The organism is Runella zeae DSM 19591 (assembly GCF_000423565.1).
Taxonomy (GTDB): Bacteria; Bacteroidota; Bacteroidia; order Cytophagales; family Spirosomataceae; genus Runella; species Runella zeae.
Window position 1 is genome coordinate 43,507 of sequence record NZ_AUIF01000047.1, and the last position, 18,493, is coordinate 61,999.

The window sequence follows — 18,493 nt, forward strand, 5'->3', positions numbered from 1 at the left end:
TCTATTCTTTTTCTTTTCTTTCGTATGCCTCCAAAATTTCTTTAACGAGGCGGTGGCGCACTACGTCGCGTCCGTCAAGCTCTACAAAACCGATTCCTTTGACATTTTTGAGGGTCTCCAGCGCATCTCTCAGCCCTGATTTTTGATTTTTAGGTAAATCGACTTGGGTTTTATCGCCCGTAATAATCACTTTAGAACTAGGCCCCATCCGCGTCAAAAACATCTTCATTTGGGCAGGTGTTGTATTCTGAGCTTCATCCAGCAGAATAAAGGCGTTGTTGAGCGTGCGCCCTCTCATGTAGGCAAGTGGGGCAATTTCTACGATACGATTTTCGAGATAAAACTTCAGCTTTTCACCTTGAATCATATCATCCAAGGCATCATAAATAGGCCGCAAATAAGGGTCAATTTTTTCTTCTAAATTACCCGGCAAAAAGCCTAAGTTTTCGCCTGCTTCTACGGCTGGGCGCGTGATGATAAGTTTCTTGACTTTTTTTTCTTTGAGTGCCTGTACCGCAATAGCCACTGCCGTGTAAGTTTTGCCAGTACCTGCGGGGCCAATCGCAAAAAGCAAGTCATTTTCAGCCGCTTTTTCGACCATCAATCGCTGGTTAGCCGTTTTGGCTTTTACCACTACTCCTTTTGTACCATACAAAATCACGTCCTTTTCATCTTCCAGTACATGAGGTGGTGCTACCGAACCTCCGTTGGCAGTAAGGTAATGTCGTACGTTTTCGTTGGTGATTTTACCGTACTTCTGGTAATGTTGAAGAAGGGATTGCAGAATATCGGTGATGCGGACTATTTCAGGCTGGGTTCCCATTACCCGGATTTCGTTGCCGCGAGATATGATTTTACTCATCGGAAACGCAGCTGCGACTTCTTTGATGTGGTTGTTTTCTACGCCGAGGAAATCAACTAAAGACACATCCTCCAAGGAAATTACTTTTTCGACCAAACGATGTAAATGTTTTATTATTGATTAATACGTTAAACTTTTTATTGACGTTGCATTCGTCAAATTCACCAATGGAAATATAGCGTCTTGTTTTCAAAAAAACAACTTTTCTTTCTACTTTTTAAGGCTTAAAGGGTAGTGTTGTTTGATTATGAAACACTTGAACCTACAATGTCTTTTTATTGCCTCTATTTTCCAGCACCTTCTTTTCTACATTCAAGTGCTTTATTGTTTTTTCATACTTTGTCTTCCACTAGTATCGTCTTAGCAACTCCAGCATTTTTCTATCTAGCTTATTCCCATGCCAATCTTCGTAAACTACATCTTTGCGCCCACTATCCAAGATTCCAAACGAGCCTCTCAGATTCCATAAACTCCACCCCCAGCCTGCTTCTTTCCAAAGCTGTAGGTTGTCTTCCATCCACTTGAGAGCTGTGGCGTGAGGTGTATGCTGAAAAGCCCCCCACTCTCCCACATGAATCCCGACGCCTTTACGTTCTAGCTGTTTCCAAGGTTCGATGTATCTGCTTTTCAACAAATCTTTGTTCCAATCAGTTTCACCAATTTTGAGAGGCCAATCAGGAATAGGCCATTGTTCCGAAGCCTTCACCCAGCTAGCCCGATAATGGCTCACCTGCATGGGGTTATATCCACGGGTGCTTTGTCCCACATTCAAATCCACTATACTATGGACGGGAGTGGTGCCCCATCTTAAACCATCAGCGATGATAAGTCGCTGGGCGTCCACATCCCTAATGGCTTTGACTAATGCCCGCACTACACGCTCATAATCAGCTTCTGGAATATCGGGAGGCTCGTTGAGAAGGTCAAAACTGAGTCTTTTGTTAGAAACCCCTTTATACCGAATCGCAAATTGTCGCCAATGATGACAAGCCGCTTCCAGAGCCTTTTCATCTTTCCACAAATTGAGCGGCTCAGCAGGAGGATTGACACAATAGCCCGGAATACGGTGCATATTGAGGTTTACGTGGATTTTGTAAGTTTTGCCCCATTCAACGACTTGGTCTATTTCTTTAAGCTGCATCTCATCCATCAAAAGCCACTGCTGCGGGTCGGGTTTGGACCAACACCAATATGACATAGGCAATCTCACAAAATCAAAGCCCCACTGATGCATCCATTCAAAATCTCGCTCTGAATAAGGTTTGGTTTGGTTAGGGTTAAACTTTTCGAGCAAATTGAACCCTCGCCACCGTGGCAATTTGGAAGGACGAGGTGCTGACTCTGCCGTTTCAAACGCCAACCAAGACGCTAACCCTATGGATGTTGAAAAAAAGGTACGACGTTGCATAAAGAAGGTTTTTTACATTAAAAGTTTTTAATCCTTTTTAAATACCGAAATAACTGACCAAAATCACTTTAATAAGCCCATGATTTTATAAATTTGCGTTTATTAGTATCCTTTTCTAAACTTTTTTTTCATTTTTTTTAGCCCTTATGATGAAACGGCCTTTCTTTTTTGTGATTATAGGCAGTATCTTCTTATCATTAAACGCCTGTAAACCAAAAGCCAAACCTGAAGAATATAACGCAAAGGCCGCTGATGCAGAATTGTATCATCAATCGGTTGAGCTACTAACGGAGGTGATTATTCACGATATTTTCAAGCCGCCCGTAGCTAGTCGAATCTATGCCTATGCCAACTTGGCAGGATATGAAGCTATGGTTCCGGGCTTTCCGGTTTATCAATCGCTCGGAGGCAAGTTAAATGATTTTACCTCCCCTGCTCCACCTGAGCCTAATGCCGATTACTGCTTCCCTCTAGCAAGTACTCATGCCTTTTTGAAAGTAGCTCGTGCGCTTACATTTTCAGCAAGTTTCTTTGATGATTACGAAAAAACTTTCTACTCCAAGTACGAAGACATGGGTATACCCTCTGATGTAATTGAGCGCTCTAAAGCATTTGGGGATAGTGTAGCGGCTCATGTGATTCGGTATTCAGGCAAAGATAAGTACAAACAGACCCGAGGCATTCGTTTTACGGTTACCAACAAGCCCGGTACTTGGGTCCCCACTCCCCCAGCCTACGCCGATGCTTGCGAACCTGAATGGAACAAAATCCGCTCATTTACCTTGGATTCCATTACGCAATTTATGCCTCCACGGCCTCCCATGTGGACCCCTAATAAAGACAGTGAGTTTTGGAAAGAAACGCGTCAAGTCTATGAAATTGGTAAAAATCTAACCGAAGAGCAAAAACGAACGGCTTGGTTTTGGGACGACAATCCTTTTGTGATGAATGTAGTGGGGCATGTTATGTTTGCCAATAAAAAAATGACTCCCGGCGGTCATTGGCTCGCTATCAATGCCACCGTATCTCGTGACAGCAAAGCTTCTTTTGAAAAAAGCGTGGAAGGCTATTTACTTGGCTCTCTGGCTCTTATGGATGCCTTCATTAGTTGTTGGGACGAAAAATACCGCAGCACCAAAGTGAGACCCGAAACGGTCATCAACTCAGACATTGACCCCAAATGGCAACCTTATTTGCAAACGCCCCCTTTTCCTGAATACACAAGCGGCCACAGTACTATCTCTGGCGCAGCGGCAGAAGTGTATAGTTTTGTGCACGGAGCTAATGTAACTTTTACGGACTCGACCGAATTTAAACACGGCCACGGTGTGATGACTTTTAAATCTTTTAGAGAAGCGGCTTTGAATGCAAGCATAAGTCGTTTGTATGGCGGAATTCACTATTGGTCGGGTTGTGATGAAGGAAACAAAGCAGGAATAAAAATCGGGCAGCATGTATTAAAAGTAGCCCAGACTCGCAAGCAAAATACCATCAGCAAGCGATGATAATCATCAAAAATTTACGTAAATCGTACGGCGGGCACTTGGTCATCCAAGTGCCCGATTTAGTATTAAAACCGGGTATTCATTGGTTCAAAGGTGCCAACGGTTCTGGCAAAACCACTTTTTTCAGAACCCTCGCTGGAATGCTACCCTTTGAAGGCGACATCCAAATCCACGCTTGGGATATTCGAAAACAGCCCATCGCCTACCGTCTCCACATCAATTATGGCGAAGCCGAACCCGATTACCCTGAGTTTTTGACCGCCAATGATTTGATTCAGTTTGTAGCACACGCCAAAAAAGCCCCCCTAGAGCAAGTCAATCAGCTCATAGAGACCTTTGGAGTACGAGATTTTTTGTATCAGCCTACGGGTACTTACTCAAGTGGAATGCTCAAAAAAACCTCTTTGATTCTCGCTTTTTTAGGAACTCCAAAAGTCATTATTTTGGACGAACCACTCATCACTATCGACGATGCTACCGTCCAAAAAGTGTACGACCTTGTGAGCCAATATCATACACAAGGAGTTACTTTTTTGTTATCATCACATCAGGATTTTATCTTTGAAAAACTACCCATTCAAGGTTTATATCAAGTCCACAACCAGACGATTCATTTAATCAGCCACCAGCAGTGAAGCCCATTATTAATATCCTTCGCAAGACTTTTGTAATCGAATATTATCGCCTCAATACTGGTTTCTTGTTTTTGGTCGCCATGTTTGGTTTCGGGATTTTACGCCCCGAAGACCACATCGCATTGGCAACTTACGCTTTTACTTCTCCTTTTTTATTGTCGCTTGGGCTATGCCTGTGGGGATTGTATCACCTCAAAGTGGTCTATTTTGTGCGGCAAAGATTGCTTTTTGGTTCACACGAATTTTTGTATCACCTCGTGACCGTCTCAAAACCAACGCGTTGGCTAGGGTTGTTGTATGTACATTTTATGTTGTGGCTTCCTGTGGTATTGTATGCGGGTTTTGTGGGCTATTATGGGTGGCTATTTGGGCAGTACCAAGCCGTAATCATTACCATAAGTTTCGTATTGCTATTGCCCTTAACTGGTGTAATGGCTTATGAGTACCGTCTTTTTCATCCCAATCCCGATACCCGTCTGAGTATATTGAGTGGTTTTCTCAATCGCCAATTCACAAAACCCTACTGGTCGTACTTCTTGCTTTACTTATTTCAAAAAGCCCCCATTTTATTATTTCTTACCAAGGTATTTACGTGTTTTATCGTCTATGGTATTTGTAAAATTTACCCTACCGATGCTTACGATGCGCGTTTGTTTTCATTAGGTGCTGCCACTATTGGTCTTAGTCACTCGGTGATGCTGCTGCATCTCTACGAATTTGAACATTTGCAGTTGCCCCTCCTTCGCAACCTTCCTCTTACCTTATCCCAGAGAGGACTTCAATACACGATTCTCTTTATTTTATTGATTTTTCCCGAATTTATCTTTATGATTCGATACCATCCGTCAGGTATAAGTTGGGTATATACACTTGAATGGTGGGGGCTTATTTTAGGGCTTTTTTGGGTGGTTTTTGGGCGTTTTCTTCAGCAGCATTATTTAATGGATTTATTGCTACGCCAAGGATTTTATGCTTTTATAAGCCTTTTTTTCCTGATTATGTTTCAAATCCCTACATTCCTCTTAGCTGTATGCAGCCTCGGCGCGGGCATCTATCTTTTTCACCGTCATTATTACAACTCCGAATACATTGTTTCGACAGACAACCTCAAAGTAAGGCCAGAAGAATAGTGTAAGCTTTCAACAAAAATGATAATTTTGTGCTCATTTCTTCTAAAATTATCATTTAATGAAACGTACGTTCGGTAGTATTCTCACGGGAATGGGAGTTATTTTTATCCTTTTTGCTCTTTTTGCTTTCATGTCTGACAAACCTGTATTGGGCTTTACCCTTACAAAATGGGAAACCCTCGTCCCATTTCTGGTCGGAGGGCTTTTTATGTTTGTGGGCGTAGGTATGCTCAACAAAATCGCCGATTAGAGCTTGATGAGCTTGCCGCCGTTGGCTACCGATTTATAAACAGCTTCTACCACCCTAATATCCCGCAGCCCTTCTTCACCAGGAGCGATAAGGGGCATATTTTTCATGATGGCTTCCACATCATCATCCAGCTGTTTGGCTTGTTGATTGGCCAGCGGAAAATCAATGGGGCCGAGTGGACTGCTTCCTTTGTTGTTGCTATAACTTGAAAAAGGCTCCATCTTAAACCAACCTTTTTCGCAGTTGGCTTGCAGATAGTTCATGTTGATACCAAAGCTCGTGTGGCAAGCCGCCAAAGCACCACTTGGAAACTCCAACTGAAAAGTGGCGGTTTCTTCCACTTCTTTATAAATATCAGGGCGGGTAGTGTGAAATTGCGCTGTCACCGAAATAGGTTCTTCGCCCGTAGCCAAACGTGCCCCTTGTAATGCATACACGCCCATGTCGCCCATTACGCCACCGCCAAGGGCTTTGTTTTGCTTCCAGTGGGTGGTACGAGCATCAAAATACCCCGCTCCGCAAGTCACCATGCGTACTTTGCCGAAGGTTTTTTCTTTGGCAAACTTCTGATAAGCCTGCGTATTGGGGTCGTGCTGACAACGGTAGCCTATCGCTAATTTTACTTTGTTGTCAGCGCAAGCTTTGATCATCGCTTCACAATCCGCCACCGAAGGTGCCATAGGCTTTTCACAAAAAACTTGTTTTCCTGCTTTTGCGGCTCTTACTACATACTCCCGGTGCATACTTGGGGGCAATACCACATACACGATATCAATATCAGGATTGTTGGCGATTTGGTCAAAATTCTGATAGTTGTAGATGTTTTTATCCTTGATATTGTACTTTTTCTTCCAAGTTTCTGCTTTTGAGGGAGTTCCGGTCACGATGCCTACCAGCTCACAGTTTTTGGTAAGTTGCAAGGCAGGGGCCAACAAGTCGGTGCTATAATAGCCCAAGCCTACCAAAGCTACCCCTAATTTGTCTTTTTTGGGGCGAGTAGCTGCCCAGAGCGCGTTGGGAGTGATAATGCTAGCAGCCCCCCCAATGAGGGTGCTTTTCAGAAAATCTCGACGATTGAACATGGTAAGTAAAGGGTTTTTATATTAGGATTGATTGCGTTTGATATATATATGGCTTTTTGAATAAAATATACTCTAAAAATAAGTAATAAAGTGCATATTACTAGGCAATTTGCCTAATATTCAGGTTAACCATATTAAAACTAGCCTCGTAGAGGCTAAATATTGGTAGTAAATCAACCGCCTTAATCCAGCATAACCAAATCCTATTTTTCTTGTACCAACACAATTTGGCTCTTATCTAGTTTTACGATTTTTTTCCTAAACTCCACCCATTCATTAAAAGCACTTGCAGGATAAAGCCCCTTTTTCATTTTCATTTTTCGGGTGTAAATGATACGGTCATTTACTTTTTGAGCTTCGGCTTCGTACTCACCAAATTTTGAAACTACTTTTGATTTTTCTGGCAAATACTCAGCAATATACCCTTTCGGAACTAGGTAGGTGATGCTATCTATGTCTAAATAATTGGACGAAATCTCAAAATCGTACTTTCGCGAAGCATTGGGAAGAGGTACTGTACTGACAACATTAAACTGATTGGGACTCAAAAAAAGTCGAGAGCTACTTTTATTGTAGACGTTTTTGGCAAACAAATACACTTTTTCTTCCACCGCAGGAAGAGCCGAAGGGTATTCTTCAAAACTAAATTTCTGGATTTCGAGACTTGACAGCGACAATGATTTTACCAGCCACTTTTTTTGTTCTTCTTTACCATAAGCGTGCATCACTCCCGATACCGTTTCTTGCTGAATACCTTTGTAGTAGGTTGTCATATCGATTGTGGCTTCGCCATTTTCTTGTAAATTGACCAAAGCACGACGAAGCTGCTGATTGTCTTCGGGCCGATACGAAGGCGTTTTGATAAGTACGCCCCCATTTTCGGTAATCAAAACTGCATGTCTATCTCCCGTAAAACTTCCCAAATACCCAAAAGGAGCCGTTTGACTAGTACATTCTAGCCAGATAGTATCCTTTTGATTGGGTACACACAAAAACAAATGATTGAACTGAAATGAAGGAAATGTAGCTTGAATATCACCTTCATCCGCTCCCGCTTTTACCAATACAGGATATGATTTGATACCTACTTCTTTCAGCATCGCCCCTAAATAAGTAGTAAGGGCTTTACAGTCACCATAACCTTTAGTAGCTACTTCTTCGGCTTTCATGGATTGCCACCCTCCCAATCCCAACTGAATGCTTACATAGCGGGTATGCCCTTGCAGGTAGGTATATAGTTTCTGTACTTTTTCTTGAGGATTCTCTACTCCTTTGACCAATTCTTTTACTTTACTGATAGTCTGTGGAGGTAAATTGTAGCGATCTTTGTTTAATTCCCGATAAAATGTCCCGAAATCTGCCCAAGTAGAGAGATTACCACGGTAGCCTTCTACCATAAACTCAGTGGGACCGGTATATACACAGGGCAATATTTTGGAAAGTGGCGGCGCATAAGGTTCCTCCTCTACGGCTTTCATATTTTTTACAGCCCAATTATATTTGGTTTGTCCGCCTTCTTCCGTAATGGTCGCTTTGGAAGGCATATTTTGTTCCAAATACCTCAATTTCAAGCCTTGAGGCATCGTTACAGTCAAGCTGCTCTGTTCTACCGCCGTTCTAGGAAGATTGTTCGGAACAGCCTCCCACGTAGGATATATCATCATATTACTAGTGGTAAATTCATAGGTAAAAGCCACTGTATAAGGGTAAGTGGTATGCTTTAGCACTGCTACTTTTACAAAACTATCATCGATAGAATTATCTCCCGAATTGGTACTAAAGTTTTCTATTTCGCTTCTTTTGAGGCGCTTTACTCTTTGACCTTGTGCGTCGTAAAGCTGCGCTTCTATATCCTTAATCTTCGTAAATTTATTGTAAGGAATCACAATCGCGGCTTGCCGTTCGCCTTTTTCGTCCAATACAGTGACCGCCCCACTTATCTTCACCGAAGCCTGTCCAATGTCTTTTACCACAAACTCCGTATGATGAAATCTCACCACACAACTTGCCTTGTCGATCAGTTCATTTGTCAAAGTTGTAACAGCAAAATTTTGCCCGTGTCCCACTAAAGTGTTAACGATAATCACTAAAGTTAAAACACCCTTTATCCATGCCTTCTTATACTTCATTATTAAAAATTGAATTTTAATTTTCTTTTTTAATCACAACTTGTTCCTGATTTTTTTCAATTATTTTATCAAAAAATTCTTTCAGGAATAAATATTCTTCGGCATAATAAATCGGCTTTTTAAGTTGTATTTTACTGACTACGTTTATTTTTCGACCGTCTACCCTTACCATATACGAAAACCGCCCTCCATCAGAAGGCAAAGTAATAGAGGCACTTTTGGGGGCTTCTATTACTTTATACCCTTCAGGAATTTCAAAATTAGCCATATAAGTTTCGTCTAGTGAACACCCAAAATCTACTGGAAATGACCTTTCAGAAGCTTTAAATGGATTTTCGGCATAGTCGTTACTTAAAATCGGTTTTAAATACAATACATTTCCTGCTTTGGTAACGTGTTCATTGATATTCAACTCAAAAGCTGCTTCCATGGCCCTATTGTTTGGTTCGGTATTTGAATATTGTACTTTAGAAATAGACCATGAAGGGTTGTCTTTTTTTACTTTTTCTAAGTACTTTTCTTGCCCTGTCTCTTTCAAATCACTTTTGGCTCTGATAGCACCATAACCTGCATACGAAAACGACATTTTCCCTGACAGCTCGCCTTCTTCATTCAGCACAAATTCCGCTTTCTTATATTCTCTATCTTGTTCTTTAGGAATCAATGATACAAACCTAGCTTCTGTAGGATGTACCAGCCATCCTTTTTTATTTAAACACCTTGTAGGCACAACCCCCACATCGGCAAATTCGTCGGTAGCATCCAAGAAAATATCTTTTCCGTAGTAATTCATGTACGCAACTAGATAATTAAATTTTTTAAGCAGTGCGTACGTTTCGTTGATATATCCATTTGAACGTGTACTCAAAATCAACGGATTAGCATCATAACCCATTTCTCTAAGAAGAGCTGTAAGTAGCAAATTGATGTCGCCTGCATCACCCTCTTTCTTATCAAATACTTTTTTGAGACCGGTCGAATAAATACTGCTTTTTCCATCCCATTTGATATTAGAAAAAACGTAATTTTTGGCAGCCCTCCATTGACTAAGGGTATCCGCATTTTTGGCTTTTATCTCTTTTGCAATATTTTTAAGAAAATTGGTTTTACGAAGCTGTTCTTCTAGGTTATAATCCACAAGCAAGGTTTTGTTCATACTAGCATAATCTAAGGAAAAGTTTTTTGTCAAAACCCCAGTCCAATCAATGCTTGCAAGTTCAAAATCAATCTTAGAGACGTAATCAAGAGCAGTCGTGATGTAGGGTTCATTTTTAAACGCCGCGCCATTTTCTACCACAAATCGATAGCTTACACCCGGCATATCAGAACCAGCAAATCGAATATTTATAGGTTTTTTTTCATTGATAGCTAAAGGTAAATACCCCGACATCAACATCGTATAATAAAATATATTAGGAATATCGATTCTGTATTCGCTCCATACAACGGGAATATCATTTTGAAAAATCCACATTTTAGGATTATGAGAAAGAGTCATGGGAGTTTCGATTTCATAACTATACTCAATCACTGAACCTTCCTTCACATTTGGTAATGTAAATTTGTGATTTGTATAATTGTCAGAAGATTTTTCTTTAAAAATCATATCTTTTGACAATTTATCTTTCACTACTTTTCCGTCTATCAAGTTGTAAGTAAATCCTTTAATATCAAAAACCCTTTCTTCGTTGTTGCCAACTTTGTATAATAATACGCTAGAAGAAGCTCTATCAAGTGCCGATTTCTTCAAAATCTTTACTTTCTTGTGTTGCTTTAAAACAATAAAAATATTGTTGTTGGTATATCTAAAATTAGTCTCGCCATAATCGTACAATACAACCGCATCTGCCGAAGAGTCCTTGGGGTAAGCTTTCATGCTAATCTCTTCAAGAGAAGCTTCACCAAACTTATGTTTGTTTTCTTGGGCTGTAGTAGATAGTGCCACCATAAATGTGACAAAAGTAATGATGTACTTAATCATAAAAGAGGGAGGTTTAATAATAACAGGTAGTATAAAATGGAGTTGGACAGAATTTAGAAATGGTTTGAAATAAAATGATGCTAATTGCTAATATCGCTAAAAAGCATACTTGATAATTTGTAAGTGTATATAACGCTCTAATATTAGAAGAAAAATATTTAAAAAGAAATGATTTTTATCAAACGGCCACCCAAAGCAACTAGTTTATAATTGACGCTAGATATAAAAAATTAGTATTTTTCTTCATCAAAAATGTAAGATTATTTTTGCTATCAAGGGCAACTTAAGGTAGAATATCGCTGAGATAGAGCACGATTATTTATGAATTTAAGTTTTCAATCAAAAGTTTTTGAGGAATTCAAAGTAGCCTCGGTAGAGGCTAAACATTTGTAGTAGCAGGATATCTTTTTAAGTTTTTGCTTCGGACGGGGCTGCCCCTGCGGAAGCATAACAACGCAACAAGTTATGCACCTCCGAAGCAATATAAACTACTAATAACCTAAAACTTAGGCGCAACTACTGAATACTAATCATCATAAAGCCTCTTTAGAATAAGCGTACGAAATAACCAGTTATGATTATATAGAAAATAGAAGGTAATTTTCCTAAAAATCCACATCCAATCCCAACAACCGCTGCAAATCTAGTAAGGCGGGATTGCGCTCGGCCAAGGCGTTGAATTTTTCGAGGGGCGTGTAGGGGTTGCGTTTTACCTCGTTGGGCGCGATACGGTGCGTGATTTGAATCTGACGGTTTTTGAGCGTGTGGCGAAGGTAGCTCAGCAGCTCGGGCTTGATGTCATTGAGAAGCGTCTCTTGGTGAAGATTATCCAAAATCAACTCAATCGTCATGTTTTCAAACTTAATCTCACGATTGAGCATGATTTGCTCGCTTACGCCACCTCCTTTGGTTTCCCTCAAACGCGCAAACGCCTCCCAAGTTTCTTTGAGTTGTTCGAACGTAAAAGGCTGGTCACTCCAGCTCGTTAGAGGTTCTGCTTCCTTAGAAATTGAGGTAGTTACTTTGGCCGTTTCGGGGGTTACTATGGCCGTAGCATTGAGGTTGACCGTCGAGCGTAGCTTGCCGAGTGTTCCGGAAGCGGCATTTTGATAACTTACCGTAGGCTCGCTCGTGGTCATGAGGGGTTTACTGGCAGCTGGATTCCCGGCCAAATTCACGTGGGTGGTCACCGTGGCATTGGGCACAGTTACCGAAGTAGTTGCACTTATATTATGCTTTTTTTTTTCGTCTTGCGCTATAGCCTCCAAATCCAAAACATCTGCGAGCTTTGCCAACTTCATCAAGCACAGCTCTACGTGTAGGCGTTGCTGTTTGGCGGCTTTATAATTGATATCGCACTGACCACCAATACTCAACGCAGACAATAAAAATGACAAAGAAGCTTTGGCCGATTGGTCCAAATATTTGTTTTTGGCAGTTTCGGAGACTTCCAACAACTGCACCGTTGAGGGGTCTTTGGAAACTAGTAAATTTCTAAAATGCTCCAACAATCCAATAACAAACAAATGCCCGTCAAAACCTTTTTTGAGTATCTCATTGAAAGTCAACAAGGTTTGGGACAAATCTCCCGCCAAAAGAGCATCTGTTACCTTAAAATAATAATCATAATCCAGGATGTGGAGGTTTTCTAAAACATCCCGATACCGCACTGTGCCGTCGGTCGAAAAAGTCACGTTGAGGTCAAACATCGACAGCGCGTCGCGCAAACCTCCGTCGGCTTTTTGGGCAATGAGTTCGAGGGCTTCGCGCTCAGTTTGGATACCTTCCTTTTGGGCGATTCGTTCGATGTGGTCGGCAATATCACTAGGCTGAATCCGATTAAAATCGAAGATTTGGCAGCGCGACAAAATCGTGGGCAAAATCTTGTGTTTTTCGGTGGTAGCCAAGATAAAAATGGCATAGCTAGGTGGCTCCTCTAAGGTTTTCAGAAAAGCATTGAAAGCCGCCGACGATAGCATGTGCACCTCGTCTATGATGTAGATTTTGTATTTACCCGTCTGAGGAGGATAGCGCACTTGGTCGATCAAGTTCCGAATATCATCCACGGAGTTGTTAGACGCCGCGTCTAGCTCATGTACATTGAAGGAGGCATTATTTTGAAAAGCCACGCACGAATCACACTCTCCGCAAGGTTCCACTTCATCGGTAAGTCGCTGACAATTAATGGTTTTTGCAAGAATACGAGCATTCGTTGTTTTTCCAACACCACGAGGTCCACAAAACAAAAATGCCTGTGCCAAGTGATTGGTACGAATAGCGTTTTTGAGGGTAGTCGTAATGTGCGACTGACCCACTACCGTATCAAACGTAACGGGACGATACTTCCGAGCCGATACCACAAAATTGTCTGCCATGGCCGCAAGTTAGTAAGTCCGCCGTTGAATTCAAACAGAAAAAAACTTTTGCCAAATTAAGTCAAAAGTACTCAGGCAGTTACTGATGTAGGTTGTCTAGCTGACTCAGCACCTTTACGGTATCTCCCACCTTAATCGTGCCTTCATGCAGTACTTTGGCAGTGACTCCCCCATGCCCTCGCATGGCATTATAGCCTCCCTCTCCTAGCACCTCCTCCATACGACTACATGGATGACATAAACCTGTGATCTGAATCACCGCCTCTCCGATTTGGATGGTGTGGTCTTTAAGCGCTAGTAGATTGATACCCGTCACGACGATGTTGCGCCGCAACAAGACCGGGTTGATAATGCCTCTTCCCAAATAAGAGCCTATCGCCGCCAAATGCTCTGCCTGAATCAAGGTCACTTGGCGTTTGCTGTCGGGATTGCCACGGTAGCGGTCACCGTCGAGTCCCGTTCCTATTCGGGCAAAAGTCTCATTAATAGGCGTTACAGGCTGTCGAGATGCGGGTCTCACCCCCATCCAAATCACTTCTCCCGCCTGCGCAAAGTGATTCATTAATTCTTTTAAAGGGCTGGGTTCTGTAAACATAGTTTGTCAATTTGAAAATGTAATAATCTTAATTTCGTCACAAGCCGCTAGATAAGTATGCCATCAGGTTGCTATCAGAAAACAGGAAAATTTGAGAATAAAATTTCCCACAATCTCCTTACTAAGACAAGCAGTATCTCCAAAGGAGACCTTAATCACTTCCTAAAAAATCTTCACAGCTATGAACTAAATCTGGGAAAAAAGTTCGGAAATAATCGGCATATACTTGTTCATTGGCAAATAGCTCTTCTCCGGCGGTTTCGATGCCTTTCAAAAACGGAAACCTTTGTGACATTCCTACGAAAGAACGAATCATTCGCTCTTCAAATTGGTAGTTGTACAACCAATCGTATTTTTTCATTGTTTCTGCCAATGATGCTGCATCAGGCGGCAATACCCTACGATTTTTATCTAAAATTCCATAGACATACACCGCAAATTCATGAAGGGGAAAGGTAGAATAATCTCTAAAGTACTTGGCCAAGAAATAATCAAAATACATATCTGTAACCACTCCTCTAAACTTTGAAAACCTAGCAGGAAGCACTTTGCGGCATTCTTGCCCTGTAGGGTGCGTATCGGTGAAAAAATCAATATGACGATGTAATAATATCCCCTGTTTTACGGCTGCATTATAATGCTGATTGCGAGGATGTTCTAGCCTTCCTCTCACAAAATCACCTAACAAGTTCCCCACAATTAGGGGCTCTTGCTCAAATGACAAGTAAAAGTGGGCTAGATAATTCATGAGGTGCTATGCTTGCTCTACTAGTTTATGAAACCGCTCTACCTGAACCCCAAATTTTCGCAAAAACTCTACCCCTTCATCTACCCCAATGCCCTTATAATCAGCATAGGAATCCAAATAAATGACACGTTTGATTTTCATCGTATAAATCACGCGCGCACAAGCAATGCAAGGCGACAAAGTCACGTACAGAGTCGTTCCTTCCAGATTAGCCCCATTTTTGACGGCATACAAGATAGCATTTTGCTCCGCATGAAGTGCCAACGAACAGCTTCCTTTGGAATCGCGCGGACAGCCTACTTCCGGAAATTCCTCGTCACAATTGTGAGTACCCGAAGGAGGACCATTATAACCAATCGAAATAATTCGGGTGTCTTTGGTAAGAACTGCCCCCACTTGCGCTTTGATACAGTGTGATCTACGCGCTAAATTTTGGGCTAGTTCCATAAAAATATCGTCAAAAGCAGGACGCATGAGTTGTTTGTAGGTTATTGTGTTTAATGAGGTTCAAATCTCTTAAAAAAAAATGCCCCTTCTTCCTCTTTCTTTTGTTATTTATCCGTTAATAGCATTATCAATCAAGATACCTACTGTAGAGTATTCCTAAAATCAGAGTCGTAAGTATCTTTGTTGGAGCATCTCTTTGAACAGCACAAAGTAACGAATAAGAAATTTATGCAGCGTAGTATCTTTAGTGTTTTGTTGGGTTTTATTGTGCTACAAGCTTCCTATTCTGCTTGGGCTCAAACCCAAATGATCGCCCTTAAACCCATTCGCCTAAACGTCCAACCTAAGGGCTTTTTTATCTTAGAAGTAATTGACAATAGGGCTATTACTACCAATATCGGCAAGATTTGGAGTAGACCTCAGCCCCTCACTGCTCAGCTCCAAGGTGGTACGGCCAATGCCTTGGAGTCTTTCTTAAAGAAAAATTTTAACCCTATCAATACTGATTCTCTTACGCCTATTTTGCTTACTATCAACGAACTACGGATTAGCGAGGCACTCACTCCTGAAAACCGCGTCAAGGGCGAAGTCAAAATGATACTGGGCTACGAAACATACCGAGAAGGGCGGCGTGTACTTCTTACCAACGGCAATGCCGCCACTACCTACACTCGCGCAGGTGTAGTGCCCGAAGAAATGATTGAGGGTATACTCAGAAAATTACTAGAAAATGAATTGAAGGGTTTTAACAATTGGTTTGCCAAAGGCATCAAAACCTCTGATTTGCTTGCCCGCGAAGTAAAGCTCATTCTGGAAGAAGAAACACTTATTGACCACGGCGACACTCTTTATTATCATGCCAAGCGCCCCCTCAACTGGTCTGACTTCCAAGGAGCACCGAGCGTGTTGAGTCGCTGGGCAGCTCAAGTATTTACTAGTTTTGGTTTTGAAGCTCGCACCGTCGTTGCCAATAGAGTCATCGAACTCTATGTTCGCCCTAAAATATGGATTGACAAAACCATCTCATGGGTAAGGCCCGGCTCCAAAAACGACTATGTACTTGACCATGAGCAGCTTCACTTCGACATCACACGCCTTGCAGCGGAGCGATTTAAACGTTATCTTCAAAAAATGACCTTTTCGGTCGAAGATTTTAGCAGTGAGTTGCAGTACCAGTACATTGATTTTTATCGGGTACATAGTCAGTTACAAATCCAGTACGACAACGAGACTGGGCACGGAACCAACCAAGCAGCCCAAGCGGCATGGGTCAAAAAGGTCAGGGATGAATTGCGCAGTTATGGGGTTACGCCGGCTCGTCCTTAGTCTACTTTACACAAATTCTCTTGAGAGCGTCCACATCCCCCAAAAATACATTGTAGTCTACCAATCCACGCACTCCTTCCGAATACCCACTTTTGGAATGTTGCCAAAAATAAATCGTGGCATCATCGTAGCGATTTAGCGTCCAACCTGAATAATCGGCAATCCAAAGGGGATAGTTGTCGAGATTGTCTTTGATATATCGCCGATAAAAGTCGGCATTGGTATAAATAATGGGCTGCACTCCATAGTGATTTTCGGCCAATTGTAGCCAAGTCCGTAGATTTTCGATGACCTGCTCGCGACTATAAGCATTGGTACCAACTTCAAAATCAAGGACTGGCGGTAAATCTCCTTTTTTGAGCTTAGCTACTTTTTTGAAATTCTCAAACTGCGGCAAAGCGGGTTTCCAAGGAATATAAAAATGATACGCTCCTCGATATAGCCCCACTTCATCGGCTTGTTGCCAATTGGTTTTGAAGTCTTTGTCAATGAGAGATGTACCTTCGGTAGCTTTGACAAACGCAAATTGGAGGCGCAAGTCCTCAAACCTCATTTCTCGCAAAAGTTTCCAGTCAATACGCCCATTGTGTTTTGAAATATCGATTCCGTGAATCTCATATTTCATCGGTAAGCGTATACCGAGCTTGTGTACATGCCTCCACTCGTTGATATTGAGTCGATTATAATACCAAAGCCCTACACCTATCAAGATTACCACAAGCCCCAAGATAGCCCAACCTAAGGGCGGAAGAGGACGTTTTTTGGGAGGAAGAGAAGAAGTATTAACACGACGAGCCATAAAACAAGATCAAATAAAATTCGCTCCCTTAATCTTTGATGGGTAGTTCGGTTACTTCGGCTTCGGGATTATTGAGTTTGGCTTCTTCTATGGGCGAAAAAGGAAGAGTCTTTAGAAGACGCTTTTTAGAGGGAGCTTGTGTCAAAAAAAACAATACCAGCCCAATACCAGCTCCCAAAAACCATATATTTCCCGTGAGAAAATACCCAAATGCCGACACCAAAGTAGGAGCTTCAAAAAAAGCATATTTTAGGAGTAAATTGCTCTGATATTTTCGCAATTTCTCCGACAAAGATTCTTTTAAAGAAATGGATTTCAAGGTTTGTTTTGAAATAGCCCACCCCATAAAAGGCAGCATAAACGCTAAAAACGGGCCAATATACATCAATGCTTGTGAAAGCATTTCGTGATTTGGGGTTACTTTTAGTTGGGTATTTCTTAACAAAAACAATACGGTACCAGTACCTACCTGAGCTAGCAACATCACACCATAAATCAATGAAAGTAATTTAAAATACTGCCTACTAGTCAGAGTCTTACGGTCCATATCACTTCATTTAGAGCGCAAAATAACGATTTTTTAAGTATACCTAGCCAAAATTATACCAAAAATGCCTTTAAACACCCGGTTGCCAACGCCAGAGATAACGACACGCTAAGGTACGATGAGGCCGCCACGGCTCTGCAATCTGGTGAAGGGTTTTGTATAAATCGCGCCCTGTTTGGGTGAGTTCGTAAGCCTTTATCATCTTTTGACGAATCACTAAATCATCAATCGGAAATACATCGGGGCGCTCCATCACAAACATCAAAAGCATCTCTACCGTCCAGCGTCCTACTCCTTTGATGGGGGTAAGATATGCAATGATTTCCTCATCCCCAAGAGCTTCTAAATGGTCATAATCAATCCCTTTCTCCAATGCAAACGTAGCTACATTTCGCAGATAATTGATTTTTTGAGAAGACAAGCCTGCACTTCGCAATTGCTCATCGGTAGCTACCACAAGTAGCTCTGCATGAGGATATTGCTCAGGAAACAACGCCCTAAATCTAGCAAAAATAGAATCGGCGGCTTTTACCGAAATTTGCTGTGAAACAATACTCTCCAACAATGCCAAATAAACGTCTTGGTTCCAATCTGTTTTTTTGAAAGTGGGCGTATTTTCAATAATTTTTGACAAAATAGGGTCGCTTGCTGCAAGGTAATTTTCAGGTAGCATT

At 41.6% G+C, this 18,493-nt stretch carries 17 protein-coding genes; 5 read left to right on the top strand and 12 right to left on the bottom strand.

What is annotated here, in order from left to right; translation table 11 throughout:
* Position 1 precedes the first annotated feature (1 nt).
* Both G563_RS0115190 and G563_RS0115195 read right to left on the bottom strand, forming a co-directional pair.
* Positions 2 to 958, bottom strand: coding sequence for a PhoH family protein (locus G563_RS0115190; protein WP_028666068.1), 957 nt, complete (start codon positions 956 to 958; stop codon positions 2 to 4).
* A gap of 253 nt (positions 959 to 1,211) precedes the next feature.
* Positions 1,212 to 2,270, bottom strand: coding sequence for a glycoside hydrolase family 5 protein (locus G563_RS0115195; RefSeq protein ID WP_028666069.1), 1,059 nt, complete (start codon positions 2,268 to 2,270; stop codon positions 1,212 to 1,214).
* 146 nt (positions 2,271 to 2,416) lie between these two features.
* Here G563_RS0115195 and G563_RS0115200 point away from each other — a divergent pair, with 146 nt between their 5' ends.
* From G563_RS0115200 to G563_RS0115215, 4 genes are read left to right on the top strand one after another with little or no spacing between them, the layout of a single operon-like run.
* The gene (locus tag G563_RS0115200) at positions 2,417 to 3,775 is read left to right on the top strand and encodes a vanadium-dependent haloperoxidase (protein WP_374754519.1); all 1,359 of its coding nucleotides are present in this window, start codon (positions 2,417 to 2,419) and stop codon (positions 3,773 to 3,775) included.
* A complete protein-coding gene (locus G563_RS0115205; RefSeq protein WP_028666071.1) occupies positions 3,772 to 4,410 on the top strand; it encodes an ABC transporter ATP-binding protein in 639 nt (212 codons plus the stop codon). Before G563_RS0115200 ends, G563_RS0115205 begins: the two co-directional genes overlap by 4 nt.
* The gene (locus G563_RS0115210) at positions 4,407 to 5,540 is read left to right on the top strand and encodes a hypothetical protein (RefSeq protein ID WP_028666072.1); all 1,134 of its coding nucleotides are present in this window, start codon (positions 4,407 to 4,409) and stop codon (positions 5,538 to 5,540) included. Before G563_RS0115205 ends, G563_RS0115210 begins: the two co-directional genes overlap by 4 nt.
* Positions 5,541 to 5,598: 58 nt before the next feature.
* On the top strand, positions 5,599 to 5,790 hold the full coding sequence (locus tag G563_RS0115215) for a hypothetical protein (protein WP_028666073.1): 192 nt from the start codon (positions 5,599 to 5,601) through the stop codon (positions 5,788 to 5,790).
* Here the strand turns inward: G563_RS0115215 and G563_RS0115220 are convergent.
* The 7 genes from G563_RS0115220 to G563_RS0115250 form a co-directional block, all read right to left on the bottom strand.
* A complete protein-coding gene (locus G563_RS0115220; protein ID WP_028666074.1) occupies positions 5,787 to 6,872 on the bottom strand; it encodes a Gfo/Idh/MocA family protein in 1,086 nt (361 codons plus the stop codon). The genes G563_RS0115215 and G563_RS0115220 overlap by 4 nt on opposite strands.
* 203 nt (positions 6,873 to 7,075) lie before the next feature.
* Positions 7,076 to 8,905 (bottom strand): DUF3857 domain-containing transglutaminase family protein, encoded by a 1,830-nt coding sequence (locus G563_RS0115225; RefSeq protein WP_169579764.1) that lies wholly within the window; start codon positions 8,903 to 8,905, stop codon positions 7,076 to 7,078.
* Positions 8,906 to 9,017: 112 nt separating this feature from the next.
* The gene (locus G563_RS0115230; RefSeq protein WP_051210996.1) at positions 9,018 to 10,982 is read right to left on the bottom strand and encodes a DUF3858 domain-containing protein; all 1,965 of its coding nucleotides are present in this window, start codon (positions 10,980 to 10,982) and stop codon (positions 9,018 to 9,020) included.
* A gap of 605 nt (positions 10,983 to 11,587) precedes the next feature.
* Positions 11,588 to 13,357, bottom strand: coding sequence for a DNA polymerase III subunit gamma/tau (locus G563_RS0115235; RefSeq protein WP_028666077.1), 1,770 nt, complete (start codon positions 13,355 to 13,357; stop codon positions 11,588 to 11,590).
* A gap of 79 nt (positions 13,358 to 13,436) precedes the next feature.
* The gene (locus G563_RS0115240) at positions 13,437 to 13,952 is read right to left on the bottom strand and encodes an MOSC domain-containing protein (RefSeq protein WP_028666078.1); all 516 of its coding nucleotides are present in this window, start codon (positions 13,950 to 13,952) and stop codon (positions 13,437 to 13,439) included.
* Positions 13,953 to 14,103: 151 nt separating this feature from the next.
* Positions 14,104 to 14,700, bottom strand: coding sequence for an acyl carrier protein phosphodiesterase (locus G563_RS0115245; protein ID WP_028666079.1), 597 nt, complete (start codon positions 14,698 to 14,700; stop codon positions 14,104 to 14,106).
* A 6-nt stretch (positions 14,701 to 14,706) separates the two neighbouring features.
* On the bottom strand, positions 14,707 to 15,174 hold the full coding sequence (locus G563_RS0115250; RefSeq protein ID WP_037327010.1) for a deoxycytidylate deaminase: 468 nt from the start codon (positions 15,172 to 15,174) through the stop codon (positions 14,707 to 14,709).
* A gap of 201 nt (positions 15,175 to 15,375) precedes the next feature.
* Between G563_RS0115250 and G563_RS0115255 the strand changes: the two genes are divergently transcribed.
* Positions 15,376 to 16,473, top strand: a complete 1,098-nt coding sequence (locus G563_RS0115255) for a DUF922 domain-containing protein (protein WP_028666081.1) — start codon at positions 15,376 to 15,378, stop codon at positions 16,471 to 16,473.
* 1 nt (position 16,474) lies between these two features.
* Here the strand turns inward: G563_RS0115255 and G563_RS0115260 are convergent, their stop codons facing one another.
* The 3 genes from G563_RS0115260 to G563_RS0115270 all read right to left on the bottom strand — a co-directional run bounded on the left by G563_RS0115260 (position 16,475) and on the right by G563_RS0115270 (position 18,492).
* Positions 16,475 to 17,272: a glycoside hydrolase family 25 protein gene (locus G563_RS0115260; protein WP_028666082.1), complete on the bottom strand. Its 798-nt coding sequence runs from the start codon at positions 17,270 to 17,272 to the stop codon at positions 16,475 to 16,477.
* A 28-nt stretch (positions 17,273 to 17,300) separates the two neighbouring features.
* A complete protein-coding gene (locus G563_RS0115265) occupies positions 17,301 to 17,819 on the bottom strand; it encodes a hypothetical protein (protein ID WP_157585354.1) in 519 nt (172 codons plus the stop codon).
* A 70-nt stretch (positions 17,820 to 17,889) separates the two neighbouring features.
* A complete protein-coding gene (locus tag G563_RS0115270; protein ID WP_028666084.1) occupies positions 17,890 to 18,492 on the bottom strand; it encodes a DNA-3-methyladenine glycosylase family protein in 603 nt (200 codons plus the stop codon).
* Between the last annotated feature and the right edge of the window lies 1 nt (position 18,493).